Below are 23,574 nucleotides of genomic sequence, written 5' to 3'. Positions count from 1 at the left end.
TCACCGGAAACTCATCGGCGGAACCTCCGCCACGGCTTGTGGAAACCGTCCTGGCAAACGTGGCGCCGCGCGTCATCGTCAACGCAACCAGCGGCCCATCCGACCGGGCAGTGACGGCGGAGGGACCCGTCCGGCTCGCGCTGGCCGCTGTCCGGCAAAGCTGTCGGCTGGTTAATGTGTCGAGTGACGCGGTGTTCTCCGGCATAGACATCCACTACGACGAGTCCCGCCTGCCTGATCCGGCGACCCCGTACGGCGGGTGAAGCCAGCAGCCGAGACCGGCGTACGGCTCGTCCACCCGGAAGCCGTCATCGCCCGTACTTCCCTGATCATCGGCCACCGGCGTGTTGTTCATGTACGGCCAGTACACGACCTTGTACCGGGCGCGTGGGAGGGGGCTGTTCACGGACGACGTCCGACCCGTGACCGGTGTCGCGTCCGGGAACGGTGCCCGCCGCCGTTTCGGGAGCACGCCCGCGCTCAGCCGCCGGTCAGGGTGGTGTGGGGGGTGCGCTGGTAGGTGTCGCGGTAGAGGGCGGCGAAGCGTCCCGGGTGGTGGAAGCCCCAGCGGGCGGCGATGGCTGTGACGCTCTCCCCGTTGTCCGGTGTGGCGGCCGCCAGGTCCTGGTGGGCGTGGGCGAGCCGCACCCGGCGCAGGTGGGCCAGCGGGGTGGTGTCCAGGTGCCGCCGGAAGGCGTACTGCAGGGCGCGCACGGTCACATGGGCCGCGGCGGCGATGTCGGCGACGGTGATCGGCTGGTCGGCGTTGTCGTCGATGTAGGCGAGCGCGCGGCGCAGCATTGCGGGATGCGCGTCGTGGCGGTCGGCCGCGGTCGGTTCGGGCAGGGCCGTGTTCGGGAAGGCGTTCAGGACACTCGCCGCCAGGTACTGCGCGGCGGTCGCGGCGATGAGTGGCTGGTCGGCGGTCTCGGGGTCGGCCAGCACCGAATCCCGCAGGTGGGCGATGGTACGGCTCAGGTGACCGGCCGCGGCCGCCGAGCGCGGCCGGTGCCCGGTCAGCCGTACCGGCCGTGCATCGTCGGGGCCGGCGGCCACCTCGGCCAGCAGCGCCGGGTCCAGCATCGTGATGTTGTAACGGGCGTGGCAGATGCGCCCGGAGTACGGCAGGTCGGGCGGGGCGAACAGCACTACGTCACCCGGCCCGAAGGTGTCCTCGGCGCCCTGGAAGCGATGGTCCCGGACGGTTCCCTCGTGCACGACGCACAGGCAGATCCGCCCGAGCGGCGTGACCGAGTAGCTCATCTCGAAGTCGAGGGCGAGTTCGTCGACACTCACCGGGGCGATGGCGGTGCGCCGGATCAGGGCCCGGCCGGCTTCGGGGGTGCTGCTGCCGATCCGCATCCGGGCGTAGGCGCGACTGAGGAAGTCCTCCGTGACCTCCAGGTCCGTGCTGTCGAAGGTGAGTGTGTCCATGTCTCGCGCTTCCCCCCGAATCAGCCGAGCATGTCGCGATGACCAGGTGATTTTCGTTTTTCGTCCGGATGCTTGCGAAGTCGTTCGCTTGGTGGCTGGCGCAGGCGGGGGCGTCGCGTCGAGGGTGAGCGGCATGATCGAAGGCGACGAGAGGACGGACGAGCTGGCGGCGCTTCAGGAGGAGGTGACCCAGCTGCGCACAGCCGTGGTTTCGCACGCCGTGATCGACCAGGCCATCGGCGTGGTCATCTCCGTCGGCGGGCTCCGGCCCGAGCAGGGCTGGGACGTGCTCAGGGAGGTCTCCCAGCACACGAACATCAAACTCCGAGAGGTGGCGCGTTACCTGGTGCACTGGCCGTCCGGCGGGCAGTTGCCCGCCGGTGTGCGCCGGGCCCTGTCCGCGGCGGTGGCCCGTGCCCGCGACTCCGCCGCCACCGGAGAGAACGACGCCATGTGCGGCCGCCCGGTGCGCTGAGGAGGCAGGGGCGGGGCCCGGCCGCGCGCCGAGTGCAACACGGAGGGCGCGGCCCGTGCGGACGGGGCGCGCTCCGCATGCGCGTTGGGCGGCGGGGGCAGCACAGGCAGCACCGAACCCCTGCCCCGATGGCCAGCCGATGCCGAGCTCGTCCAGACGCGTTCACAGCGCCTGGAACTTCGCAGCCAGGTTTGCCTCGTCCATCTCCGGTGGCCCTGTACCACAACAGGGATCCATGCAGCTGGAAGCAGGGATCTGTTTGCCGACAGCCCCTGAGCGGATGTAGAGCAATCCGCTCAGGACAGCGCGGGATCAACGTCAGATCTGGGACGAGCATCCGGGTAAAGCGAGCCCGGCCCGCGCTGGTGAACGTCACCTCGGCGATCTCCGCCACCGCCATGCCCTGCTCTGACGGCAGCGCCGTCTGGGCCCGCGACCACGTCGCGACCGCGCCGGTGCCTCTGTGGACAACCGAGGGCAGGCGCGAAGCCGTCTCGATGCCGCTGCCCCCGGACTGTGACGGCCGCCGGCGGGAGGCAGGGGGGTGTCGAGACCGTTCGGGCGAGGCAGAACGCACACGACCTGTCGGATGCGAGCCGTGGCTTGTCCTCATGCGGAACGAGTTGTGTGAACCGGAACAGGCGAACTTGGTCACTGCCTCGTCGGCGATGTGCGGCCACTCGCCGAAGCACCCTCCGCATTCGCCCCCGGCAAGCGCGCCCCGGGTAAGACGATCATCCGCGTCACGGAAGACTGAATCAGGAGACCCATCGTGATCAGAATGCCAATCGCCGCCGGCAACCTGGCCGTCGCCGCGCTGGCTGCGGCCACGGCATGTTCGACCTCGGACCAGCCATCCCACGCCAAGGCGACAACCGCGGCCGCGGCATCGCCCGCGGCCATGTCATCGACACCCGCAAACCCTCAAGCCGCTGCTCCAGCAGGCCCTGCCGAACGTGAAGGGCAAGACGTTCACCTCGGCGATCGTCGACTTCCCGCCCGACGAGCGACACAGCGATCGTGCTGGGCGCTTTCCGTGCGGCGGCCCACCCTCAGCTCCCGCTGACGGAACTGGTCGCCTACGTGGAGGACGCGGTCTCCTGGGGCCTCGCGGAGTTCTGGGAATCCGACCCCGACGCCGCCGAACGCTTCGTGACCGCCGTGGTGCTCGACATCCCGGACGACGAACCCGTGGTCCACATGATCAGCTGCGGGCATCCGCCGCCCCTGCTGCTGTGCCGTGCGGCCGAGACCGCCACCGCTCTCCATGTGGCCCATCCCGCCCCACCACTCGGCCTCGGCGCCATCTCGGAGACCGTGTACACGGCGGCGACCTTCCCCTTCCAGGACGGGGACAGGATCCTGCTCTACACCGACGGCGTCATCGAGACGCGCGACAGCGAGGGGACCTTCTACCTGCTCGCCGAACGCGTACTGAGGTGGGCCGAACGTGTCCCAGGGCCGCTCCTGCGGGAGATCACCGCCGACGTTCGGGCGTACGCGGGCGGGCTGCTCAACGACGACATGGCCATGATGGTCGTACAGCGGGGCCGGGTACCGGCGCCCGCCTGACGGGAGCCGAGAAGCTCTGCTCGGCCGGCCGGAGCGTCGTCAGTACAGACCGTCGGTCACGATCGGTGGCTGCCGCAACCGGCGCCCGCGCGAGGGGGCCTTGGCGATCACGGCCCGTTCATGCCGGCGGCAAGGACACGGTGCGCGCCTACCTGAGTCCGCCTGGCCGTGGCGCCGCTCTTGCGTTCGCGCGTAGGGCGACCGCAGGCTCGGTCTCTCGGGCAAGCAGACGAGGTGCGGGACGTTTCAAAGGGCACCGCGCGGAGCAGCGGCTGGCAGCCCGGGCAGTTGAGGGTCGGCTATAGGTCGAGGACGACTTCGGTGGTGGGTTGGCTGCAGCAGACGAGGATGGTGCCGGCTTCGGGGAGTTCGAGGGGTGGGGTGGTGTAGGTGATGTCGCCCGCCACGAGGTGGGTGATGCAGGTGTGGCAGACGCCGGTGCGGCAGGACCAGCGGGTGGGGATGTCGCAGGCTTCGGCGAGATCGAGGAGCGAGGCGTGCGAGGGTGACCAGGGAGTGGTGATGCCGCTGCGTGCGAAGGTGATGAGCGGTCCGGTGCCCGCGGGACCGGGTGGTTGGTGCGGCCGCACGGCGACCGTGGGTGTGACGCCCGGGTTGATGGCTGGCAGGGCGCTGAATTGCTCCGTATGGATCCGTTCCGGGGGCAGGCCGTGATCGCGCAGGAAGCTGCCGAGGTCTTCCATGAAGGCGGGTGGTCCGCAGAGGTAGGCGTCGGCGCTGGTGGGGATGCCCATGGCCGTGAGTGACGGGGCAGTCGGACGCCTTTGCGTGATGTAGGGCTCGTCGCGGTGTGGTGTGGCTTCGGCGGTGTAGTAGATGTGCTCGTGAGCGTGCGGGAGTTGGGCCAGGAGCGCGTGTGTCTCGTCAGCGAAGGCGTGGTGAGCGCGGTCATGGGCGACGTGGATCCACCAGACGGGGCGTGGGTCTCTTGTGGCGGCGAGTTGGTGAAGCATGGCGAGCACAGGGGTGGCACCGATCCCGGCGGAGATGAGGGCGATCGGGCGGGTGGCTTCGTGGAGTACGAACGTTCCACGGGGGCTGGCGATGTCCACGAGGTCCCCGGGACGCAGCGTGGCATGAATGTAGCTGCTGACTTTCCCGTGAGGCTCGTGTTTGACGCTGATGCGGTAGGTGCCGGCTGTGGGGGCGGAGGACAGGGAGTAGCTGCGAACTGCGGGGGCGGGATCGTCGACGGCGAGGCGGAGGGAGAGGTACTGGCCCGGGCGGGCCTCGGGTAGGGGTGTGCCGTCGGTGGTCTCGAGGTAGATCGAAGAGACGGTGGGGGTCTCGGGGGCGATGCGGGCGACGCGCATGGTCTTGAAGCCCGGCCATCCCGTCGGTTCCTCCTTGGGCTGCTGGTTGCTGGCGCGTTCGCCCGGCCATCCCGGCTCTTGTTTGGGCTGCTGGGCGGCGGCGAGATCGTTGAAGGATTGCTGCCATCCGGGGCTGAGGGCGGGGATGTTCAGTGCTTTGCGCAGCTTCGCGGGGTCGCGTTTGGGCAGGTAGAGCAGTGCGTCGGTGTCGGCGACGCTGAGTTCTTCCGGGCCCTTGCGGATGAGAGTGATCTCGTCGCCGGCCTGCACATGTCCCTCGGTGATCACGCGCAGGTAGAAACCTGGGCGGTGGTGGGCGACCAGGAGGGAGGCCATGGTGGGTTCGCCCAGGCGCATGCCGACGCGGTAGCAGGTGACGCGGGGCTGGGTGACTTCGAATTCCGCTTCGCCGATGCGGTACCGGTCACCGATGCATACTTCGTCGTCGGGCAGGCCGTCGACTGTGAAGTTCTCCCCGAAGATCCCGAAGGTCAGGTCGTCGCGACCGAGCTGTTTTTGCCAGTACTGGTAGGACTGCAGCTGGTAGACGAGAACGGCTCGCATTTCGCCGCCGTGCCCGGCCAGGTCACCTTGACCGTCTCCGTCGACGTTCAGCCGCCGGACCATGCGGCAGCCCTGGACAGGGGCCTTCCACGCCCCGGTGTGGACGGTCCTTCCTTGCCAGGAGACGTCCTTGGGCAGTCCTACGTTGACGGATAGCAGCGTCGCCATTGCGGACCTCCTGCAGGTGGTCGGCCGGGGCAGTCGCTCATGGTGCTGTGATCTGCGCGCTGGGGCCGATCCTAGTTCCTGTGCCAATGCCGCCGCGATTCCGTGATCACGAATCCTGGTGTATTCGCTGGGATTCTTCGCACGGAGGGCAGTGCGGACGTTGTGCCTATTTACTCTTTATGGGCGGATCATTCGTGGCCTGCATGCTTACGAGGCGGTGGCACTGCCCCGTGCGCACGCAACTGATCACATGGAGCGGAGTCGGTCTCATCGACGCCGAGCCTGGCTCGGTGCAGGGCCTGTACTTGGTGGTCCCTGATCTCGAAGCGGCGCGGGCCGAGCTCGTGGAGCGCGGCGTCGATGTCGGGGAGATCAGGCACAAGGCACCTCTCGACGCGTGGCAGGGCGGCTTCGAGCCCGGCGTTGACCCGGAGCGCCGCGACTACGCGAGCTTCGCCAAGTTCTCCGACCCCGACGGCAACGCATGGACCCTGCAGGAGCGCGGTTTTCGTCGCTCGTGAGGTGAAGCCACCGCCTTGACCAGGATGGCGCAGAGTGATCGGCAGATGCGATTGCGGCTTCGAGTCGACGGCGGCGGCTGGGGCTCTTTGGTTCCTGCAGCGCTAGGACAACGGTCCTCAAGTGCGCAGGTGGGAGCGTCCGGTGCCGGAGGTTGGGGCAATGAGAGAGCCTGTTCATGGACCAGATGGACCGGGAGGAGGAGCGACGTCGTTCGGCGTGGAGCGCGATCCTGCCCGGGTGGTCGCCTTCAGCGACGGCGTCATCGCCATCGCCATCACGCTGCTTGTGCTGGAGATCCGCCCGCCGCATGACGCGCGCGACCTGATGCACGGCCTGGCCCCGCTCTGGCCGTCCTACCTGGCGTACGTCCTTACGTTCATGCTGATCGGCCAGGTGTGGGCCAACCACCACATCATGTTCGACGACATCCGCAGTGTCGACCGCGTGGTGCTCTTCCTGAACACCGTGCTGCTGATGGACGTCGCGTTCCTGCCATTCGCCGCTTCCGTGCCGGCTCAGGCGTTCCGCGACGGACACGGGCAGCGCATTGCTGTTGTCCTCCAAGGTGCCGCCTTCGAACTCCTGGCGATCTTGTTCAACATCACTTGGGGCTGCGTCCGCCGTGAATCGTCGGCTGCTCACCGACACCATCGATTCGGCCGGCGTGGCAGCCATCAGCCGTCGCTTCCGGCTCGCCCTTGGCTGGCTCGCTACCGGAACGCTGCTCGGGGCCCTGCTTCCCCTACTCGGCGTGGCCGTGATCGCCGCCTTCAACCTCTACTACTGGCTTCCCATGGCGGGCGAGATCACCGAGGTCAGGCGTCGGCGCCACCGTGGCCATCGGACGTGACGGCCGATGGCCACGTCCGTCGTTGCTTTCCGGTGTGGGTTAACCCGATTGTTCACCGGCGCCGAGACGACTGCCGGAGGCGTTACTCGGCTGCGGCGTCGCGGGCGCGCTGGTGGTGGCGTCTTGCCTTCATACCGTTGCCGCATTCGGCCATCGAACACCAGCGGGCCTTGTTGGCCTTGCTGCGGTCGATGAGGAACCGCCGACAGTCCGGGTTGGCGCACGGCCGCAGGCGGCCGGGCATCGTCTGCTGTACGCCGTTCCACGCCAAGATCGCTTCTACCGCCAACCGGTGCTCCGCAGGAACGTCAAGCTCCCACGACACCCCCGCAGACGAGACGTGCGGGCGGGAGACGACCCCTTTCAGGAGCGGGGCCATCGACGTGGCGGGCCGGTTGCCGCGCGCCACATCCTGGAGGGCGTCGCGCGCCCGCACGAGACTGCGGAGTTCGTCCACGGTGCCGCTGCCGCCGTGGACCTGCTGCCAGGACCTGGCCGCTTCGGGATCTGCCAGCTGGTCCTGGCCGACACCATTGACCAACGGCGTGCTGTTGAGGCGCTCCAGCAGCACCTCTTGCTGTTCTCGGTCGATCACCATCGCACCTCCTAACCGAATTGGACCATTTGACGGGTTACACGACTCCACTCAACGTAACCAGAGAAATAGATTTAATCGGTTAGAGCTCGTTTCGGTCGGGCGCTACACCAGCCGGACGGTCAGCAGTCGCGACAGAAGAGACAGGGCCGTGATCGCGTGCCAAGGCATCGCCGATGCCCCCCAGATGCAGCAGCACGAAGGGGTGCGTCTGGTGGCGGCCGCCGACAAGGTGGCCGCCGTATCTGACGACCGCGTCTCGGCGATCCGTGGGATGCGTGTCGCCGAGCGCCTCAAGGGCCTGCTGGCCGGTGAGGCGGGCAGAGCGGCGACTCTGGTGGCCGCGCTCTTGGCCGCCTTGATCTGGTCCAATGCGTTCCCTGCCACCTACCAGGCGGTGTGAGGCGCGCAGCGAACTCGATCCGGGTGAGCTGCGGGAACGCCGTCGCCACGGACAGCGGCGCCACGGTGCCCACGACCTCGCCACGCTCACGCAGGCCCTCCACGCGGCACGCAGAGGGGTCAAGCACGCCCACTCCGGACCGTACCCACGGAACAGTTCTGCGTCCTGTGCCTCGCCGTCCGGCGCTATCGGGCCCGTGCGCCGCGTGGGCTCACCGGTCCGGGCCGCGCGAGCCGCCGGACGCAGCGCGCGTGGCCGCCAAGCCGGGGCTCGGGCAGTTCAAGCCGGTCGGCCACGACCGTCCACAGAGCCGGGCTGCCGCGCCGCGGGTGAACCAGGAGCCAGACGGGCATACGCCTACCGCCTGAGCGGGACCGGGGCCGACGGTGAGCTGGCTGGTGCCCGTTCACGGGCGGAGGCTTGAGGCAGGCCCACGTTCCGCCGCCGGGCAGGGTGGCACATCGACCACTATCGCAATCTAACCACTAAATGATGCTTGACAGGTTAGGCCGAGTTTGCTCGACTGGACACATAACCACTAAAGCTTTTCAGAGAGGTTAGATACATGGCTTCCGCAGTCCACCACCGCACCGCAACCGCCGACGGTCTTGAGGTCTTCTACCGGGAGGCCGGCGACCCGACGGCACCCGTAGTAGTGCTTCTGCACGGCTTTCCGACCAGCTCGCACATGTTCCGCCATCTGATCCCGGCGCTGGCCGACCGCTACCACGTGATCGCTCCCGACCACATCGGCTTCGGCCAGTCCGCGATGCCCACCCTGCAGGACTTCCCGTACACCTTCGACGCCCTCACCGAGGTCACCTCCGGCCTGCTCCAGCACCTGGGCATCGACCGGTTCGCGATGTACGTGCAGGACTACGGCGCCCCCATCGGCTGGCGACTCGCCCTCCAGGCACCCCACCGCATCACCGCGATCATCACCCAGAACGGCAACGCCTACGAAGAGGGCTTCGTCAAGCCCTTCTGGGACGGCGTGTTCGCCTACGCCAAGGCTCCGGGGCCGGACACCGAGGCTCCCATGCGGGGCGCCCTGACTCCGGAAGTCACACGCTGGCAGTACGTGAACGGTGTCGCCGACCCCAGCCTGGTCAGCCCCGACAACTGGGTCCACGACCAGGCGCTGCTGGACCGGCCCGGCAACGACGAGATCCAGCTGAAGCTGTTCCGTGACTACCCCACCAACGTGGACCTCTACCCGCAGGTCCACCAGTACTTCCGCGACTCCCAGGTCCCGCTGCTGGCGGTATGGGGAGCCAACGACGCGATCTTCGGCCCCGCGGGCGCGGAGGCGTTCCGCCAGGATCTGCCCGATGCCGAGATCCATCTCCTCGAGTCCGGGCACTTCGCCCTGGAAAGCCACCTCGAGACCATCACCGAGCACATCCACGACTTCCTCGCCCGCGTCGTCGCCTGACGCACAGGGCGTCGGGGCGGCTGCGGACCATACATCCACCCCTGCCGCCGCAGCCGGCAAAGGACCTGCCATGCGACACCTCGCCCAACACACCTTCAGCGCCACCCCGCAGACCGCGGGTGCGGCCCGCGACTTCGCGATGCAGGCGCTCGACAGCTGGGGCGGATGCCGACGCGGCGACGACATCCGGACCTGTGTCTCGGAACTGGCCGGCAACGCCGTCCGGCACGGAAGCCCGAACGGCCATGCCTCCATGGTCCGTCTCATCCGGCACCCGGACTGCCTCCACGTCGAAGTCCACGACAGCGCGCGCCGCTCCCGCGTGCGCATCCCGCCCGCCTCGCTGAGCGCGGAAGCCGGGCGAGGAATGCCCAAGAGCTGTGCGACGACTGGGGAGTCCAGGCACTCAGCGGCGGCAAGGGCAACGCCGTTTGGACGTGCTTCCGCCGGCCCGAGGCCCGAACGTCCCGCTGCTCATGCGCACCCTGACCGTCAAGAAGGAGCCACCCCACCCGGGGTGCGGCCACCCGCGCACCCCGCACCCGGAAGGAATCCCGCCATGGGACTGTCCTGGCAGCAAGGCCCCCTCTCATCAGGCGCCATCGGACACTTCCTCACCCTCGAACCCCTTCCCGAGCGCCTCCTGTTCGCCGAGCGGCTGCGTCGCCGCATGCGCGTACAATTCAACGGTGCCTGGATCGCCGACAGCGAGAACGTGATCCTGCTCCACGAACCGGGCCGCTATCCCGTCGCCTACTTCCCCCGCGAAGACGTCGACGCGCAGGCCTTGGTCGCCGGCGAGAAGGTCACCCACCACAAGGACCTGGGCGACACTGTCTGGTACGCGGTGCAGGCCGGCGACCGCACCACCGAACGCGCCGCCTGGGAATTCACCGCGCTGCCCGGTCACGCCTCCGTACTCCAGGGCCGCATCGCCTTCGCCCGGCGGGCCATGGACGCCTTCTACGAGGAGGACGAACGCATCCTGGGACACGCCGCGGATCCGTACCACCGCATCGACATCCGCAACACATCCCGCACCCTGGAAGTCCGCCTCGGCGACACCGTGATTGCCCGCTCGGAGTACGCCGTCGTGCTCTTCGAGTCCGGTTTCGCCCCGCGCTGGTACGTCCCGCGCGCCGACATCGACGAGTCCCGACTCCGTCCGGTCGAAGGCCAGACCTTCTGTCCCTACAAGGGCCTGTGTGACTACTACGACATCGGTGAGGCGCGCCGCGCCGCCTGGTCGTACCGCAACGCCTACCGAGAGGTCGACAAGATCAACGATCTGGTCTCGTTCGAAGCGGACAAGGTCGAGGTCTATCTGGACGGCACACTTCTGCGGCCTGAACCCGGGCAGAACGTGATCTCACACGGTGTCGACCGCGGCCTGGACGTCGACGAGGTCAAGGCCCACTGACGCGTGCCGGAACAGTTCCGAACACGGGCACCATCGCCGAACTGGAACCGTCCGCGCTCCTGCGGTCGTTCCGACACCGAGGTGTCGTGGCTTCGTTCACTGCAATCGACAGCGTTTGCTCATGGGGTTCGGAGGCGCTTGGTGATCGTCGGCCGTCTGGATGTTCATGGGGGAAATGAGGGCAGTTGTGCTCCGGAGCCGCCGGCTCGTCCCGTGCCGCGGACTGCTCATGATCATGGACGCATAATGAGTGCTGTCGTCGGCTTCTGAGGTGGCAGCATGCGGTGTCATGGAGGACGACCGCACCAGCAGGCTTCAGGCAGGCCAGACAGGACTCATCGTCAGGATCCCGGACGCGGAGCCGGCCGTCCGCGCATGGCGTGAACGGTTCGATCCATCAGCCCGAGCAGGAGTACCAGCACATGTCACGGTGCTTTTCCCGTTCCTCGACGAGAGCCGAATAGATGCGCGTGTCCGCTCGGCTCTCACTGATGTGCTCGGCAGCCATCATGCCTTTGACCTGCAGTTTGAGAGCTGTGGGCGGTTTCCAGGGGTGCTGTATCTCGCTCCTGAGCCAGACGCACAGTTGCGGCGGCTCACTGAGGTGATCGCTTACCGGTGGTCCGAAGCGCCTCCCTATGGGGGCCAGTTCACCGAGATTGTGCCCCACCTGACCGTCACTGACGGTCAGGACGATGCAGTTCTGGATGAGATCGAGGCTGACCTGCTCGGCGGACTTCCCTGCGCGTCCCAGGTCTCGTCAGTTGACCTCATGGTGTATGACGGCGCGAAGTGGCAACAGCGGGCGTCGTTCGCACTCCTTGAATGAATGGGCCGTGAGCTTGGCCGGCCCGCCGCAACGAGCAGTGGACCAGCATGAGACGTCAGTCAGCCAGCTTCGACCTGCTCGGCGCGGGCTCGGGTGCTGACCAGCCGGTAGGAGTCGGTGCCGGTCTCGATGATGGTGCCGTTGAGGGTGAGGCGGTCGACGATGGCCGCCTAGAGGCGAGGATCGGTGAACGTCTTCGTCCATCCGCCGGACGACTCGTTGGAGGCGATGGCGACGCTGTTCTTCTCCTCCCGCTCGGTCAGAACCTGCAACAGCAGTTCGGCGCCGCGCCGGTCCAGTTCCATGTACGCTCGGAAGGACGCGGGCGGCGCCGACCAGCGGCGCGACGCGCTCACGGTGCTCCACGCCGTTCTGCAGCACCACGACCCTGGTGCCCGCACCGCACAGTCGGCTGAGCCACGGTTCCGCTGCGGCCGTCTGGACTTGTCCGGCCGATCATGTCCAGGGCCGGATCCGCCGGCTGCGGCGGTGGCCTTGTTGCGATCGTCAGAGACCGCCCCCACCCAATAGGCTGGCATGTACAGTCCCGATCTGGAGTGTGGTGGGTATGCAGGGCACGCCCACCGGATTCCGGAGGCGCGGAGGTCAAAGGGGGAGGTCGTGTCATGTTTGCGGTGATCTACCGGTGGCGTTTGCACGAAGGCAAGGAGCAGCAGTTCGCAGCTGGTTGGCACCGCGTGACACAAGCGATGCACAAGCACTGCGGCAGCTACGGATCACGTCTGCATCAGGCCGATGACGGCACCTGGGTGGCGTACGCACGGTGGCCGGATGCCGCCACTCGCGAGGGGTGCCCAGACGTGGACCCCGAAGGGGAAGCCATGATGAGTGAGGCGATCGCTGAGCACCTCCCCACAATTCGATGTCATGTGGTGGACGACCTTCTCGCGGAACCCCGTGACTAGGTCCGGCCGATCATGTACGGAGCCACATGACCTGGGCCGCCGCAGTGGCAGTGCCGAGGAAGACGTAGCCGCGCTTGTCATAGCGGGTAGCCACGGCCCGGGACCTTTTGAGCCTGTTGATCGCCCGCTCCACGGTGTTCCGCTTCTTGTACCGCTCTTCGTCGAAGCCGGGTGGCCGTCCGCCGCGCGAGCCTCTGCGCACGCGGGCGGCCTTACGGTCGCCCTTCTCCGGGATGATGTGCCGGATGCCCCGGCGCCGCAGGTAGGTGCGGCACGGACTGCTGCTGTATCCCTTGTCGGCCGCGAGACTGTCGGGTTTCGTGCGTGGCCGGTTCGGCCCGATGCGCGGAACGCGGATCCTTTCGAGCACGGCCTTGAACTGGGTGCAGTCCGCTCGTTGTCCGCCGGTGACGACCAAGGACAGCGGGCGGCAGCGGCCATCCGCGCTCAGGTGGAGTTTGCTGGTGAACCCGCAGCGCGAGCGGCCCAGGCCCTCACCTCCTGCACCACCTCCACCAGCCGGGCGAGCAGACTCCGCCACGATGTTTCGCGCCGATGTTCCACTACTTCGGCCCCCTGTGAAGCGGGCGCCGGCGGTGGTTCGGTGCGGGCACCGGCCGCGTGCTGATGGGCGCGCACGACGGTGGAGTCCACCGCGATGTCCCAGTCGATCTCTCCCGCAGCATCGGCCGCGGCCTGGCCTTCTGCAGCAGACGCTACCAGGTGCCGTCGGCCGACCACAGCCGGTGGCGTTCGTAGGCTGTCTTCGACGGCCTGAACCGCTCGGGGAGATCGCGCCATTGCACCCCCGTCCGTACTCGGTGAAGGATCCCGTCGATCACCTGCCGGTGATCCCGCCACCGGCCACAACGCCCCTTGCTGACCGGCGGGAAGGGCCGCAGCCGATCCCACTCCGCATCCGTCAAATCGCCCCGCCCCATGCTCACATCCACGATCTGATCAGTAGTCAGTTACATGATCGGCCGACCAAGTCCTAGTAGGCCTTGGTCGCCAGCATCACCCACTCCACCGCCGATACCTGGGCGGGCTCGGTGACCTCAGGAACAGACGCCTCCAGAGCCGACCCGTCGGGTCGTACGATGCGCAACCCGCCCAGCGGCGCACGCACGCAAGCGGTCACCTCCGTCCGGCCGGCCGCCCTCAGCTCCGCGGCCACAACGCCGCCCACCGCTCCCGCACCCACTACCGCAACCCGTGCCATGTCCACCGAGCCTATCCGTACCAAGATCGATTCGAGGGACGCCGCTGCACAGGGGGAGAGCCGCAGTGGTGCGCACCGCGACGCGAGCGTTCGCCCACCCGCTTTCGACCGCGCAACTCCAGATGCACGATCCCCGACATGGCTAGGCGCGCCAGTGCGCGAGCTTGTGCAGCGCGGCCGCGGCATGGGTGAAGCCGTCGTCGCCGAGGAGATCGCGCATTTCCGCGTTGAACCGGTCGATTTCTGGACCGGCGTTGCGCAGTGCCACCGCGCCCGCGTGCGTCAGCTGCAGTACGACTGCACGGTGTTCGTGGGGGTGGGCACTCTTGGCCACGAGCCCGGCAGCGGTGAGCCGGCCGACCAGCGGCGTCACCGCGGACTGGCGCAGGCCGAGGGCGCGGGCGAGTCCCTGCTGGGTCAGGCCCGGCTGGTCTCGCACGGCGAACAGGGCACCGAGTTGGGCGGTGGTGACACCGGCGGCGGCCAGGCAGCGGCGGTCCGCGGCCAGACGCAGGGTGTGTGCAGCCCGCTGCAGGAGGAAGAACAGGCGTGGGTCAGGATCAGGCGGCATGATCCGATCTTGACAGGGCGAGCCGTGCGACGCGATGCTCAGTCCACTAGTGAAGTGAGGTTGTGGTGAAGGCATACACCCCGAATCTGGCACTCGCCCGGAAGGTGCTGGCCTCACAGCCCTTCAGCATCTACCTCGGCGCCCGGCTGACGGCTTTCGGAGACGGCGCCGCCGTCCTGGAGCTGGACGTCCGCGACGAATTGCGCCAGCAGAACGGCTTCGTCCACGGCGGTGTCCTCAGCTACGCCGCCGACAATGCGCTCACTTTCGCTGCTGGCACGGTTGCCGGCCCTGGGCTGCTCACCGCCGGCTACACCATCGACTACCTACGTCCTGCCCGGGGCGAGGTACTCCGGGCCCATGCCCGGGTCGTGCGCCCCGGCCGCACTCGGGTTGTCTGCCGCTGCGACCTTTTCATGATGAGCTCCGATGGGGCCCAGACGCTCTGCGCGATCGCCCAGGGCACTATCGCCGTCGCTGAAACCGTCCTGCCGGATTCCGCCCACTAGGGACTGTCCGATGGGTCGTGGCTCGCTTGGGCGTCAAGGACGCGGTGCGGCGATGATGTGCGGGTGTTCTACGCAGATCTCAGCGAGTACGACTACCAGGACGAGGATGCGTTCACGGACAGGGAGTCGGGCTTCTACGCACTCTGGTACCGCCCGGCGTACACGCGCCTGAGCATTGGGTGGTTGGAAGCCGGCAAGCCGTACTCGACGGGACCGGTCCCCACCGCGTTTGTGGAGAAGCTGAAGGCTGTTCAGCAGGTCCAGTGGATGAATGTCTGCCTCGGGGTGCACGAATGCGACCTGTGCCTTGAGGAGAAGGCTCCGGAAGGGAACGGGGAGGTTCGGATCCCGGGCGAGCCTGGGGTCGCCCATGCCGCTCCGTTCCTGATCACGCACTACGTCACCGATCATGGTTACCGACCGCCGCAGGTCTTCATCGACGCCGTGCTCGCCGTCGATCTCGACGCGTGGGCCGCCGCGCGATGGCCCAACGTCCCCTTCCCCTGGGTCCCGGATGAGGCCGAACGCACGCTGGAGTAGGCCCGAGCGTACCTACGTACGCAGCCATAGCCGGATCGAGGCGACGGTGACCGTCCCGTGAAAGACGTCGGCTCTCCTGTCGTAACGAGTCGCGGCCGCACGGAAGATCTTTAACCGGTTGATCGTCCGTTCCACTTCGTTGCGGCGCCGGTAGATCTCTCTGTCGAACCCCGTCGGACGGCCGCCGATACTGCCGCGCCGCCGACGGTTGGCACGCTGGTCCCTGGGCTCCGGGATCGTGTGCTTGATCTGGCGCCGCCGCAGATTAGCGACGGTTGCGGCGCGACGAAGTTACTCCTCGTCGATGGTCTGCAGCTCGATGGGCCGATCGGTCACGTCCATCGTCTGTGGCGTGGCCAGCAGCTTGTTCAGCCCGAGGGTCAACTGCACGACGAACACGCTCAGTAGGACGGCCAGGACTATGCGGACCAGGCTGTATATGGCGTCGACGTTCGCCGCGGTCTCGTAGTCGCCGGGCGTTTGGAGGTCGGAGTTGATCATAAATGAGACGTAGACCGCGGCGAAAACCGACAGGAACCACGCGCCGTAGGTCCAGACGACTCCGCGGCCGCCTGGCAGGGCCCTGGTCCAGCCCAGCCCGATGTCGGTGCGCGACATGGCGTTCGCGTGGCCGGCGCGCGCCCACCGCTGGTAGGCGTACAGAACTGCCATGAAGACCACGAAGCGCAACATGCTCGTGGTGTTGATCGTTTGGAGTGCGCTGTGCAGAGCCTGCCGGTCGTAGCCATTGTGAGCGGCGGCCAAGGCCCATTGGTGGGCCCGCATGCGCTCGGCGGAGAACCGCACGGCCTCGCTGACGATGGCGGCCGCGGCTGCAGCCAGTACCGTGAGCAGTGGGCCCGTCATCGAAACCCGCCCGGGACTCACTTTGGACTGGACCAGCAACGCCGCCGTGGCGTTGCGCCCGCGACGCTGAGGCGGCTTCGACAAGTCGCTCTCCTGCTGACAGACCGGACACAGCCCTTTGATCCCGTCAAAAGCAACTTCACGCTGCCGGCACTTCCGACACGTCAGGAGCATCCCGCGCCCCCTCCTTGCTTGATCGCGGTTTAATTGAGCGCCGCATCCTATGGGGCCCGCCAGAGAGGCGTCGATACTTCCAACGCAGTGAAGATCGAGAATGGGTGCAGATCCGCCCTGGCCGGCGAAGCCATCGCCTGCCCCGAAACGATCGCCCTCGCCCAGCTCTTCACCCGCCGCAGCGTGCCGTTGCAGTACGAACGGGCTGTCCTCGCCGGCGCTGCGGTCCGCGAGAAGCTGCGCTCCACCGTCGCCACGCGCGGCCGGGCGTACGACGTCGCCTGGCACCAGCAGGAGGCGATGCCCGAGCAGCTGCTCGCTCCCGAGGCGGCCGGCCCCGAGTACGACGACCAGGAGCAGGAGCGCGGCCGCCAAGAGGCGGTCGACCTGACGGCGCTGCGGGCCCTGCGGGAGTCCCACACCGACGTGGAAGCCCTCGATCTCACAGCCGAGCGGCTGCGCCACCTCGGGGACGCCTTCACCGCAGCGGCCGACCAGGCCCGCGCCACGATGGACCGCTACGCGCACCGCGACGATGCCGAGAGGCCGCACACGGTGCGCGAGAACGACCAACAAGGGCACCGCCTACAGGAGCCCGGACCGCACCACGGCCGGGAGGCCGGCCACTGAGTGCACCCGATGCCGCGCATCCACTCCACTCGGTGGACTCCCCTCCACTGAGTGGAGTGGTCGACATCGTGCTCGGCATCCACTCCACTGGGTGGAGACCACCGGCCGGGGAGTGGGCGACATCGCCGGGACGATGCAGTCCATCCACCCGGCGTACTGCCCCTTGACCACGTCCTGTGTCAAGGGGAATCCCGCTGCCCCTCCACCGGCCCGCTCCACCGCACCGAGTCCATCCGATGCACGCCACTCCCGCGCCGCCGGCCGCACCGGTGCGCACCACCGCACCGAGTGGATGCGCACCCGATGCCGTGGTGCACACCGACGATGCCCGGCATCCACTCCATCGAGTGGAGTCCACCAGTCGGGAGAGCACGGCATCGTGTGGGAGTGCGCGACATCGCCGGGGAAGAGTCGCGGATGGAAACCGCGGGGAGGAACATCGGAGTCACGGAGGCAAGGTGGTGGCTATGGGGACACCGTCGACGCATTTCACCGAGAGTCCTGAGGATCCCTTCGCCCTGGGGCGTGGGGCCTCTGCTGCACTCGACGATCAGGGCACCGTGGTCGGCTGGAGCGCACGTGCGGAGGAATTGCTGGGTTATACGGCCAAGGAGGTGATCGGGAGGGCGTGGCGGACCCTCCTGGTCGATGCGCGGGACTTGCCTGTCGCGCGGTCCGTCGTCGTAGAGGCCGTGAAGGCGGGGGGATGGTTCGGTGTCCTGCCCGTCCGGCACCGGGACGGGCACCGTGTGGAGATGGGTTTCCGGGCCCGTGCGGTCACCCGGGAGGGGGGCGGTCAGGAGTGGCTTCTGGTCGGTGCCCCTGCCGCGGAGGTGATTGCCTGGCAGCGGGACCGTGCGCTGCTGGACGGCTTGTACCGCCGGTCCCCGATTGGTCTGGTCACTTACGGCCCGGACAGGAAGGTGATCCGGGTCAACCGTGCGGTCGAAAAGGCAAGCGGGGTTCCGGCCGAGGCGCCGGTGGGCCACCGTCCCCGAGAATTCCTGGTCGACGAGGACGCGGGTCCGGCGGACGAACGGGTCCGGCACGTCCTGGAGACCGGTGAGCCGTTGATCTTCACAGAACAGTCGGCTCGGGCACGCCACGATCCGGGTCGGGAACGGATCGTGTCCGTCTCGGCGTTCCGGATGGAAGACCCGTCGGGCCAGGTTCTTGGCGTGGCCGAGACGATCGAGGACGTGACCGAACGCCACCGGGCACAACGCAGGCTCGCCCTGCTGAACGAGGCGAGCGCCCGCATCGGAACCACGCTGGACGTGACACAGACCGCCAGGGAACTGGCCGCCGTGGCCGTCCACGGCCTGGCCGACTACTGCTCGGTCGACCTCCTCAAACCCGTAACCACGGGTGACGAACCCGTGCCCGGTACGGCAGGCTCGCTGATCCGGGCTGCCCTCAGACCACCGGAACGCCGTGTGCCGTTCCAGGAGGGAGATGTGGTTCCGCTTCTTCCGGAATCTCCGCAGGCGCGGTGCCTGGCCGAGCGCCGTCCGATTCTCGAGAGGCACTTGGCCCTCCGTCCCGAGTGGTACGCAATGGACCGCCGGCGCGTCGAGATCGCCATGGGCCTCGGAGTTCATTCGCTGATCGCGGTACCCCTCGTCGCACGAGGCCGGGTCCTGGGCGTGGTGAGCCTGTGGCGGTCGCGCAATTCTGAGCCTTTTGAAGCTGACGATGCTGCAGTGGCCGACGAGTTCTCCTCGCGTGCGGCCGTCTGCATCGACAACGCGCGCCGCTTCACCCAGCAACAGAGCGCCGCTCTTACTCTCCAGCGCAGCCTGCTGCCGAACGCAGGGTGCGACCTGCCGGCCGTGGAGGTGGCGTGCCGATACCTGCCAGCCAGCGGCGAACCGGGCATCGGCGGTGACTGGTTCGACGTGATCCCGCTGTCAGGCGCCCGGGTCGCGCTCGTCGTGGGAGACGTGGTCGGTCACGGCATTCACGCAGCGGCCTCCATGGGCCGTCTGCGCGCTGCGGTGCGTACCCTGGCGAGCCTCGACCTGGAGCCGGACGAGGTGGTCGCGCGGCTGGATGATCTGGTGAGTCTGCTGGCCACCGAGATGGAGGCGAACGCTGACGGGAATCAGTCGGCGATCGATCAGATTCTCGGGGCCACCTGTCTGTACGCGGTTTATGATCCGGTCTCCAAGCACTGCTCCTTGGCGCGCGCCGGACATCCGGCGCCGGTGATGTCCACCCCGGACGGCGAGGTGACTGTGCTCGAACTGCCCGCCGGTCCGCCGCTGGGTCTGGGCGGACTGCCGTTCGAAACATGCGATGTCGACCTCCCTGAGGGCAGCGTGCTGGCGCTCTACAGCAACGGGCTGCTGGAGGCGGGGAACGGCGACGTGGACACAGCGCTGGAGAACCTGCGCGCATGTCTCACCAGCGCCACAGAAACCGTGGACCAGACCTGCCACGCCGTGGTCGATGCGCTGCTCCCCAAGGACCGCCTCCCCACTGACGACATCGCGCTGCTCATCGCACGTACCCGGGTACTACGGCCACAGAACGTCGCCTCGTGGCGGCTGCCCCTGGAAGCAACCGCTCCCGCCCGTGCCAGAGAGCTGACCACGGCGAAGCTGACCGAATGGGGCCTGGACGATCTGTCCTTCACCACCGAGCTGGTCGCCAGCGAACTCGTCACCAACACCTACCGGTACGCAGCAGGCCCCGTCACCTTGCGCCTCATCCGCACGGACTGTCTGATCTGCGAGGTGTCCGACACCAGTCACACGTCCCCCCACCTCCGACGGGCCCTCAGCACGGACGAGGGCGGACGCGGGCTCTTCCTGGTCGCGCAGCTCACAGAACGCTGGGGCACCCGCTACAGCCATGACGGCAAGACGGTCTGGACGGAGCAGCCTCTTCCGTCTGCCTGACCTGCGGCTTCCGCAACATCAGCCGACTGGAAGGAGCGACCGGTGAACTGCGTCCGGGTGCCCGCGTCTGGTCCCGTTCACGGCAGTGTGGGGCGGGGGAATCTCACCGATTGTGAATGGGCTCGGCTGGAGCCGCACTTGCCGAAGAACGTCGGTCGGGGCGGGCGGTGGAAGGAGCACCGGCAAGTCATTGATGGGATCCTGTTCCGCATACGGACCGGCATCCCGTGGCGTGACCTTCCAAGAAAGTTCGGGAGGGAAAGGATCTTCCGGGCAGTCCAGGCCGATGCCGACGCGGCAGGCCGCATCGACTGGTCCATGGTGGGCGTGGACTCGACCGTGTGTCGTGCGCACCAGCACGCCGCCGGCGCACGCAAGCAGGCGCCTCGAAGGGTCGGCAAGCCTGGCCGGTCCGTTCAGCAAGGTCCGGATGAGGTTGTCGGCCGTTCACGCGGCGGGCTTACGACGAAGATCCACTTGGCCGGTGGGGCGGACTGCGGCCCCTGGCCGTGCTGATCACGCCCGGACAATGGGGCGACGCCCCGCAGATGATCGCGGTCCTGGAACGCATTCGCGTGCCCCGTCCTGCAAGGTACGGCTCTGGCTCGTCCTCGGAGCGGGGAGCTCCTCGCCGAGTGCGGTCGCCGCGATCGTGCGTGGGGCGCCGAGGCGTGCGAGGACGGTGCGGACCTGGTCATCGCCGGTGGCGGGCTTTGCCGCCAGCGCCACGGCGATGTGCTCCTCCAGGTCGGCCAGCAACTCGTTTCGGCGCTCCGGGCTGAGCCCGGCCGTCTCCCGCGTCACGGCGGACAGGTAGCTGCGCACCAGCGGGTGCTCGGTGATCGTCACGGTGGACTCCAGTCAGTCGGTGATGAAGTGGTCGACCGCGTCACGGAAGTGCGGCCAGATGGCAGTGAACGCCTTCAGCGCCGCATGCCCCGATGCCGTCAGCTCGTAGTAGCGCCGGGGCGGGCCACTGGGGGACTCCTGCCAGCGGGTCTCCACCACTCCCTCCCGGCACAACCTGGACAGCAAGGGGTAGATCGTTCCCTGGCTGGTGACCATGACGCTCACCGCACCGAGAGCTTCGAGCAGCTCCACGCCCTAGCGCGGGCCGTCCCGCAGGAGAGCCAGCACGCAGTACTCCAGCACCCCCTTGCGGAGCTGGCTCTCCGCCTTGACCGCGGGGGGCTTACCTGCGATGTCAGGTTCCATGCATCGCACAGTGCCTGGTTATCTCTACAAGTCCAAAGATGATGTCGATGCACCGGGGATGCGGCCCCGGACTCAAGTCCCGCCGCCTGCGACACCCACGGGGGCCGACACCGGGCCTCCTCGGTGACCACTTGTCTGCAGCTGGCCGAACCCGCGGGAGACCGAGCGATTCGGGCTGTACAGCATCGCGCTGGCGCGCACCACCTCGCCGCGCATGCCGCGCGGATCTCGGTTCACCTACGCGCACAGCTTGCGGGACATGGACCTGGCAGCACAGTGACCCGTCGGACGGTCCCTACCTAGGGCCTGTCCGGCGGATCATTGCCCGCGGCAGGTGAGCCCGGGCAGTGATCCACCGGAGGCGACAGGGAAGCGGGCGTCATGCCATGGAGAACTTGGCGACGTACTCGTCGAAGGGCTCGATGCCGACTTCCGCACGGAGTTCGTCCATTCGCTCGGGCTCTTCACAGGGCCACGGAACCGGTGACCCGTCCTTCACGCCGGCGATCTGAGTGCCGTAGACCTGCTTGCGGCCCTCATTGACCCGCGTGCGGTCGTGCAGAAAGGCCAGCTCGCGTGGGCTGGCCGAGCCTGCCGACACCGCCTGCTGCATCAACTGGAGGGCACGACGCTGGACGTCGAGTTGCCGGTCGGCGTGCTGGGCGATCAGCCATGCCGCGCGTGCGGCCTCCTCGCCGACTAGTTCCGCCGTTGGCCAGCCGTATTCCTCCATGATCTCGCTGAGTCGGTCACCGTGCCGTGCGGTCAGCCGGCGCCACACCAGCTGTTCGTCGGGGTCATCGCTGTTCGCGCGGAATGCGGACTGGTGATCGGCCGCAGCCATGTCCGTGAGCTCCACCGTCAGCGCGGCAACGTCGTGCGCCACTGTCAACTCCAAGGTCAGAACCGTGCTTTGTGTCCGCCCGCAAGCCTAGAGGTGCAAAACGGATGTAAAGATCATTCCGGAGAACGGTGACAGGCGCCTCGCCGCACCGGGATAATGGATCTACCCCCGGAGCCAGAGCCGGATCGCTGCGACGGTCACGGTGCCCTGGAAGACATAGGCACGCTTGTCGAACCTCGCGGCCACGGCCCGGAAGTTCTTGACGGCGTTGATCGTCCGCTCGACTTCGTTTCTGCGCTTGTAGAACGCGAGAAGTCACATGATCCGCCGGACAGGCCTTACACCGCCCGCTGGTCACTGGCCGACCTCCAACCCGGCCGCCGCCCGCCGAACACCGTCCCGGAGCCGGATCGGCAGCCCCCGGCCGAGTCGGGCACACCGGCCGCGCCCCGGCCCTCGGACCTGGAGCCGGGGGAGTGGGAGATACCCCGCGTCCCGCTGCAGTACGAGCGGGCCGTGTTTGCCGGCACGGTGCTCCGCGAGAAGCTGCGCACCACCGTCACCGCCGCGGGGGGCCGGGCGTACGACGTCGTCGCGCACCATCAGGCGGCGATGCCCGAGCGGCTGCTCGCGCCCCCGGCCGCCGACCCGGAGCACGGCGACCAGGAGCGGGAGGCCGGGCGCCGGGAGGCGATCGACCTGACGGCGCTACGGGCCTTGAGGGAATCCCGCACGGACGTGGAAGCCCTCGATCTCACAGCCGAACGGCTGCGGCACCTCCAGGACGCGTTCACCAAGGCGGCCGACGCCTTCCGCGCCCGCGCGGACCGCTACGCCTAACAGGCCGATGCCGACCCAGTACACCCGGTGCGCCAGGGCGACCAGCGGGCGCATCGCCCGCACGAGCCCGGACCGCACCGCGGCCGGGAGGCTGGCCACTGAGCCGGACCCGATGCCGCGGGTGCGCACCACTGCACCAGTGCGCATCCACTCGCACGGTGGTGCGGTCGCCGGCGCAGCGCCACCACGGTGTCCACCATCCCGCGGGCCCGTTCCACCTGCTCATCGCGCGCAGTGCCTGCAAGGCTTTGGCGACGTCCTTTGGTGTGTCGGCGAGGAGCTGGCCGACGAAGTGGGCGATGGTGCGGGCGACCCCTGGCGCGGCAGCCGCGGGGGCGTGCGTGGCCGACGCGCGGATCGCCATCCGGTAGATGACGTCGACCTCGTCCAGGACGAAGGAGTTGGCGCAGGGGTCGGTGTCGTCGGACAACGCGGTCACCGGGAAGACGATCAGTTCCGCGATGCCCGGCAGCAACCCGGCATCTGCTCCACCTCGGTATCGAGCCGCGTGGCCTGGACGTCGTCTCCACTCTCCACTGCCAGGATGTAGTCGAAGCCGAGCTGGACCAGGTGCGGGGGCAGCGAGGGAACGATGGGCGACATGGACAGCTCCTGACGTACGGGCGCCGTGCCGATCACGGCGACGTCCCAGCAGGGTCCGCCCGCCGACCTGTGGACCGAGTGGCTCTGTCCACGAGTACCAGCAGCAGTTGTTCACCGGTCTGAGCAGCG

24 protein-coding genes and 8 pseudogenes are annotated in these 23,574 nt (G+C 68.1%); 18 read left to right on the top strand and 14 right to left on the bottom strand.

Features of this window, described 5'->3' with window-relative positions:
* The first annotated feature begins 38 nt into the window (after positions 1-38).
* Positions 39-263, top strand: coding sequence for a sugar nucleotide-binding protein (locus FB563_RS45575; protein ID WP_411573169.1), 225 nt, complete (start codon positions 39-41; stop codon positions 261-263).
* 217 nt (positions 264-480) lie between these two features.
* On the opposite strand, the gene FB563_RS31175 is transcribed toward FB563_RS45575, so the two are convergent.
* Positions 481-1,434 carry a helix-turn-helix transcriptional regulator gene (locus tag FB563_RS31175; protein ID WP_055705084.1) on the bottom strand — a complete coding sequence of 318 codons (954 nt, stop codon included), beginning with the start codon at positions 1,432-1,434 and terminating at the stop codon, positions 481-483.
* Between the two features lie 133 nt (positions 1,435-1,567).
* Here FB563_RS31175 and FB563_RS31170 point away from each other — a divergent pair, with 133 nt between their 5' ends.
* From FB563_RS31170 to FB563_RS31155, 3 genes and pseudogenes are all read left to right on the top strand, one after another.
* A complete protein-coding gene (locus FB563_RS31170) occupies positions 1,568-1,909 on the top strand; it encodes an ANTAR domain-containing protein (protein WP_055705085.1) in 342 nt (113 codons plus the stop codon).
* A gap of 658 nt (positions 1,910-2,567) precedes the next feature.
* Positions 2,568-2,666, top strand: a pseudogene (locus FB563_RS44320) (NADP-dependent oxidoreductase); the annotation flags it as partial.
* 263 nt (positions 2,667-2,929) lie between these two features.
* Complete coding sequence (locus tag FB563_RS31155; protein WP_234357639.1) at positions 2,930-3,481, top strand: PP2C family protein-serine/threonine phosphatase; 552 nt, start codon at positions 2,930-2,932, stop codon at positions 3,479-3,481.
* A 299-nt stretch (positions 3,482-3,780) separates the two neighbouring features.
* On the opposite strand, the gene FB563_RS31150 is transcribed toward FB563_RS31155, so the two are convergent.
* A complete protein-coding gene (locus tag FB563_RS31150; RefSeq protein ID WP_055705087.1) occupies positions 3,781-5,547 on the bottom strand; it encodes an MOSC and FAD-binding oxidoreductase domain-containing protein in 1,767 nt (588 codons plus the stop codon).
* 230 nt (positions 5,548-5,777) lie between these two features.
* On the opposite strand from FB563_RS31150, the gene FB563_RS31145 reads away from it, so the two are divergent.
* The 3 genes and pseudogenes from FB563_RS31145 (at position 5,778) to FB563_RS43590 (ending at position 6,919) form a co-directional block, all read left to right on the top strand.
* Entirely contained in the window at positions 5,778-6,068 is a 291-nt protein-coding gene (locus FB563_RS31145) for a VOC family protein (protein ID WP_199832754.1), read from the top strand.
* Positions 6,069-6,228: 160 nt separating this feature from the next.
* A pseudogene (locus FB563_RS44315) lies at positions 6,229-6,504 on the top strand (TMEM175 family protein); the annotation flags it as partial.
* Positions 6,505-6,691: 187 nt separating this feature from the next.
* Positions 6,692-6,919 carry a hypothetical protein gene (locus FB563_RS43590; RefSeq protein WP_199832755.1) on the top strand — a complete coding sequence of 76 codons (228 nt, stop codon included), beginning with the start codon at positions 6,692-6,694 and terminating at the stop codon, positions 6,917-6,919.
* Positions 6,920-7,001: 82 nt separating this feature from the next.
* On the opposite strand, the gene FB563_RS31135 is transcribed toward FB563_RS43590, so the two are convergent.
* Complete coding sequence (locus FB563_RS31135) at positions 7,002-7,517, bottom strand: CGNR zinc finger domain-containing protein (RefSeq protein ID WP_055705088.1); 516 nt, start codon at positions 7,515-7,517, stop codon at positions 7,002-7,004.
* Positions 7,518-7,665: 148 nt separating this feature from the next.
* Here FB563_RS31135 and FB563_RS31130 point away from each other — a divergent pair, with 148 nt between their 5' ends.
* The 5 genes and pseudogenes from FB563_RS31130 (at position 7,666) to FB563_RS31110 (ending at position 11,601) form a co-directional block, all read left to right on the top strand.
* Positions 7,666-7,917, top strand: a complete 252-nt coding sequence (locus FB563_RS31130) for a hypothetical protein (RefSeq protein WP_055705089.1) — start codon at positions 7,666-7,668, stop codon at positions 7,915-7,917.
* Positions 7,918-8,482: 565 nt separating this feature from the next.
* Positions 8,483-9,352: an alpha/beta fold hydrolase gene (locus tag FB563_RS31125; RefSeq protein ID WP_055705090.1), complete on the top strand. Its 870-nt coding sequence runs from the start codon at positions 8,483-8,485 to the stop codon at positions 9,350-9,352.
* A pseudogene (locus FB563_RS45275) lies at positions 9,249-9,662 on the top strand (ATP-binding protein); the annotation flags it as partial. The gene FB563_RS31125 and the pseudogene FB563_RS45275, both read left to right, overlap by 104 nt.
* Positions 9,663-9,911: 249 nt before the next feature.
* Positions 9,912-10,772, top strand: coding sequence for a DUF427 domain-containing protein (locus tag FB563_RS31115; RefSeq protein WP_055705091.1), 861 nt, complete (start codon positions 9,912-9,914; stop codon positions 10,770-10,772).
* Between the two features lie 289 nt (positions 10,773-11,061).
* Entirely contained in the window at positions 11,062-11,601 is a 540-nt protein-coding gene (locus tag FB563_RS31110) for a 2'-5' RNA ligase family protein (RefSeq protein WP_055705092.1), read from the top strand.
* Between the two features lie 59 nt (positions 11,602-11,660).
* On the opposite strand, the pseudogene FB563_RS31105 reads toward FB563_RS31110, so the two are convergent.
* The 4 genes and pseudogenes from FB563_RS31105 to FB563_RS31080 all read right to left on the bottom strand — a co-directional run.
* Positions 11,661-11,909, bottom strand: a pseudogene (locus FB563_RS31105) (ATP-binding protein); the annotation flags it as partial.
* Positions 11,910-12,537: 628 nt separating this feature from the next.
* Positions 12,538-13,468, bottom strand: a pseudogene (locus tag FB563_RS31090) (IS5 family transposase).
* Positions 13,469-13,521: 53 nt separating this feature from the next.
* Positions 13,522-13,749, bottom strand: coding sequence for a 2-dehydropantoate 2-reductase N-terminal domain-containing protein (locus FB563_RS43200; RefSeq protein WP_159045466.1), 228 nt, complete (start codon positions 13,747-13,749; stop codon positions 13,522-13,524).
* 142 nt (positions 13,750-13,891) lie between these two features.
* Positions 13,892-14,320 (bottom strand): MarR family winged helix-turn-helix transcriptional regulator, encoded by a 429-nt coding sequence (locus FB563_RS31080; RefSeq protein ID WP_055705095.1) that lies wholly within the window; start codon positions 14,318-14,320, stop codon positions 13,892-13,894.
* 65 nt (positions 14,321-14,385) lie between these two features.
* Here FB563_RS31080 and FB563_RS31075 point away from each other — a divergent pair, with 65 nt between their 5' ends.
* Together FB563_RS31075 and FB563_RS31070 are read left to right on the top strand one after the other, a co-directional pair.
* Complete coding sequence (locus FB563_RS31075) at positions 14,386-14,829, top strand: PaaI family thioesterase (RefSeq protein ID WP_055705109.1); 444 nt, start codon at positions 14,386-14,388, stop codon at positions 14,827-14,829.
* Positions 14,830-14,892: 63 nt separating this feature from the next.
* Positions 14,893-15,369: a DUF7919 family protein gene (locus tag FB563_RS31070; RefSeq protein WP_055705110.1), complete on the top strand. Its 477-nt coding sequence runs from the start codon at positions 14,893-14,895 to the stop codon at positions 15,367-15,369.
* Positions 15,370-15,381: 12 nt separating this feature from the next.
* Here the strand turns inward: FB563_RS31070 and FB563_RS31065 are convergent.
* Both FB563_RS31065 and FB563_RS43195 read right to left on the bottom strand, forming a co-directional pair.
* Positions 15,382-15,658, bottom strand: a pseudogene (locus FB563_RS31065) (IS5/IS1182 family transposase); the annotation flags it as partial.
* 2 nt (positions 15,659-15,660) lie between these two features.
* On the bottom strand, positions 15,661-16,410 hold the full coding sequence (locus FB563_RS43195) for a hypothetical protein (protein ID WP_055705096.1): 750 nt from the start codon (positions 16,408-16,410) through the stop codon (positions 15,661-15,663).
* Between the two features lie 87 nt (positions 16,411-16,497).
* On the opposite strand from FB563_RS43195, the gene FB563_RS44305 reads away from it, so the two are divergent.
* The 3 genes and pseudogenes from FB563_RS44305 to FB563_RS31050 form a co-directional block, all read left to right on the top strand.
* On the top strand, positions 16,498-17,040 hold the full coding sequence (locus FB563_RS44305) for a hypothetical protein (RefSeq protein WP_234357640.1): 543 nt from the start codon (positions 16,498-16,500) through the stop codon (positions 17,038-17,040).
* A 467-nt stretch (positions 17,041-17,507) separates the two neighbouring features.
* Positions 17,508-19,943 (top strand): SpoIIE family protein phosphatase, encoded by a 2,436-nt coding sequence (locus FB563_RS31055; RefSeq protein WP_055705097.1) that lies wholly within the window; start codon positions 17,508-17,510, stop codon positions 19,941-19,943.
* An 87-nt stretch (positions 19,944-20,030) separates the two neighbouring features.
* Positions 20,031-20,533: pseudogene (locus FB563_RS31050) on the top strand (IS5 family transposase); the annotation flags it as partial.
* Here the strand turns inward: FB563_RS31050 and FB563_RS43190 are convergent.
* The 4 genes and pseudogenes from FB563_RS43190 to FB563_RS31035 form a co-directional block, all read right to left on the bottom strand.
* Positions 20,460-20,747, bottom strand: a complete 288-nt coding sequence (locus tag FB563_RS43190) for an HAAS signaling domain-containing protein (protein ID WP_425281749.1) — start codon at positions 20,745-20,747, stop codon at positions 20,460-20,462. The pseudogene FB563_RS31050 and the gene FB563_RS43190 sit on opposite strands and share 74 nt — an antisense overlap.
* 57 nt (positions 20,748-20,804) lie before the next feature.
* Positions 20,805-21,044: a PadR family transcriptional regulator gene (locus tag FB563_RS31045; protein ID WP_234357641.1), complete on the bottom strand. Its 240-nt coding sequence runs from the start codon at positions 21,042-21,044 to the stop codon at positions 20,805-20,807.
* A gap of 493 nt (positions 21,045-21,537) precedes the next feature.
* Positions 21,538-22,044 (bottom strand): DUF6624 domain-containing protein, encoded by a 507-nt coding sequence (locus FB563_RS31040; protein ID WP_055705099.1) that lies wholly within the window; start codon positions 22,042-22,044, stop codon positions 21,538-21,540.
* Positions 22,045-22,164: 120 nt separating this feature from the next.
* Positions 22,165-22,305 (bottom strand): annotated as a pseudogene (locus FB563_RS31035) (IS5/IS1182 family transposase); the annotation flags it as partial.
* A gap of 213 nt (positions 22,306-22,518) precedes the next feature.
* Here FB563_RS31035 and FB563_RS31030 point away from each other — a divergent pair.
* Positions 22,519-22,842, top strand: coding sequence for a hypothetical protein (locus FB563_RS31030; RefSeq protein WP_234357642.1), 324 nt, complete (start codon positions 22,519-22,521; stop codon positions 22,840-22,842).
* A 450-nt stretch (positions 22,843-23,292) separates the two neighbouring features.
* Here FB563_RS31030 and FB563_RS43185 read toward each other — a convergent pair whose 3' ends face one another.
* The gene (locus FB563_RS43185; protein ID WP_159045467.1) at positions 23,293-23,445 is read right to left on the bottom strand and encodes a hypothetical protein; all 153 of its coding nucleotides are present in this window, start codon (positions 23,443-23,445) and stop codon (positions 23,293-23,295) included.
* Positions 23,446-23,574: the final 129 nt, after the last annotated feature.

The sequence above is a fragment of the Streptomyces puniciscabiei genome (genome assembly GCF_006715785.1).
Lineage (GTDB): Bacteria > Actinomycetota > Actinomycetes > Streptomycetales > Streptomycetaceae > Streptomyces > Streptomyces puniciscabiei.
Note: the sequence above shows the minus strand (reverse complement) of the source record. Positions and strands in the feature narration are given on the sequence as shown.

Excerpts from the sequence above, each read along its gene's own strand:
- FB563_RS31175 (WP_055705084.1), bottom strand. The coding sequence starts at position 1,434 with ATGGACACACTCACCTTCGACAGCACGGACCTGGAGGTCACGGAGGAC.
- FB563_RS31170 (WP_055705085.1), top strand. The coding sequence starts at position 1,568 with ATGATCGAAGGCGACGAGAGGACGGACGAGCTGGCGGCGCTTCAGGAG.
- FB563_RS31150 (WP_055705087.1), bottom strand. The coding sequence starts at position 5,547 with ATGGCGACGCTGCTATCCGTCAACGTAGGACTGCCCAAGGACGTCTCC.
- FB563_RS31135 (WP_055705088.1), bottom strand. The coding sequence starts at position 7,517 with ATGGTGATCGACCGAGAACAGCAAGAGGTGCTGCTGGAGCGCCTCAAC.
- FB563_RS31125 (WP_055705090.1), top strand. The coding sequence starts at position 8,483 with ATGGCTTCCGCAGTCCACCACCGCACCGCAACCGCCGACGGTCTTGAG.
- FB563_RS31115 (WP_055705091.1), top strand. The coding sequence starts at position 9,912 with ATGGGACTGTCCTGGCAGCAAGGCCCCCTCTCATCAGGCGCCATCGGA.
- FB563_RS31110 (WP_055705092.1), top strand. The coding sequence starts at position 11,062 with ATGGAGGACGACCGCACCAGCAGGCTTCAGGCAGGCCAGACAGGACTC.
- FB563_RS43200 (WP_159045466.1), bottom strand. The coding sequence starts at position 13,749 with ATGGCACGGGTTGCGGTAGTGGGTGCGGGAGCGGTGGGCGGCGTTGTG.
- FB563_RS31080 (WP_055705095.1), bottom strand. The coding sequence starts at position 14,320 with ATGCCGCCTGATCCTGACCCACGCCTGTTCTTCCTCCTGCAGCGGGCT.
- FB563_RS43195 (WP_055705096.1), bottom strand. The coding sequence starts at position 16,410 with ATGCTCCTGACGTGTCGGAAGTGCCGGCAGCGTGAAGTTGCTTTTGAC.
- FB563_RS31055 (WP_055705097.1), top strand. The coding sequence starts at position 17,508 with ATGGGGACACCGTCGACGCATTTCACCGAGAGTCCTGAGGATCCCTTC.
- FB563_RS43185 (WP_159045467.1), bottom strand. The coding sequence starts at position 23,445 with ATGTCGCCCATCGTTCCCTCGCTGCCCCCGCACCTGGTCCAGCTCGGC.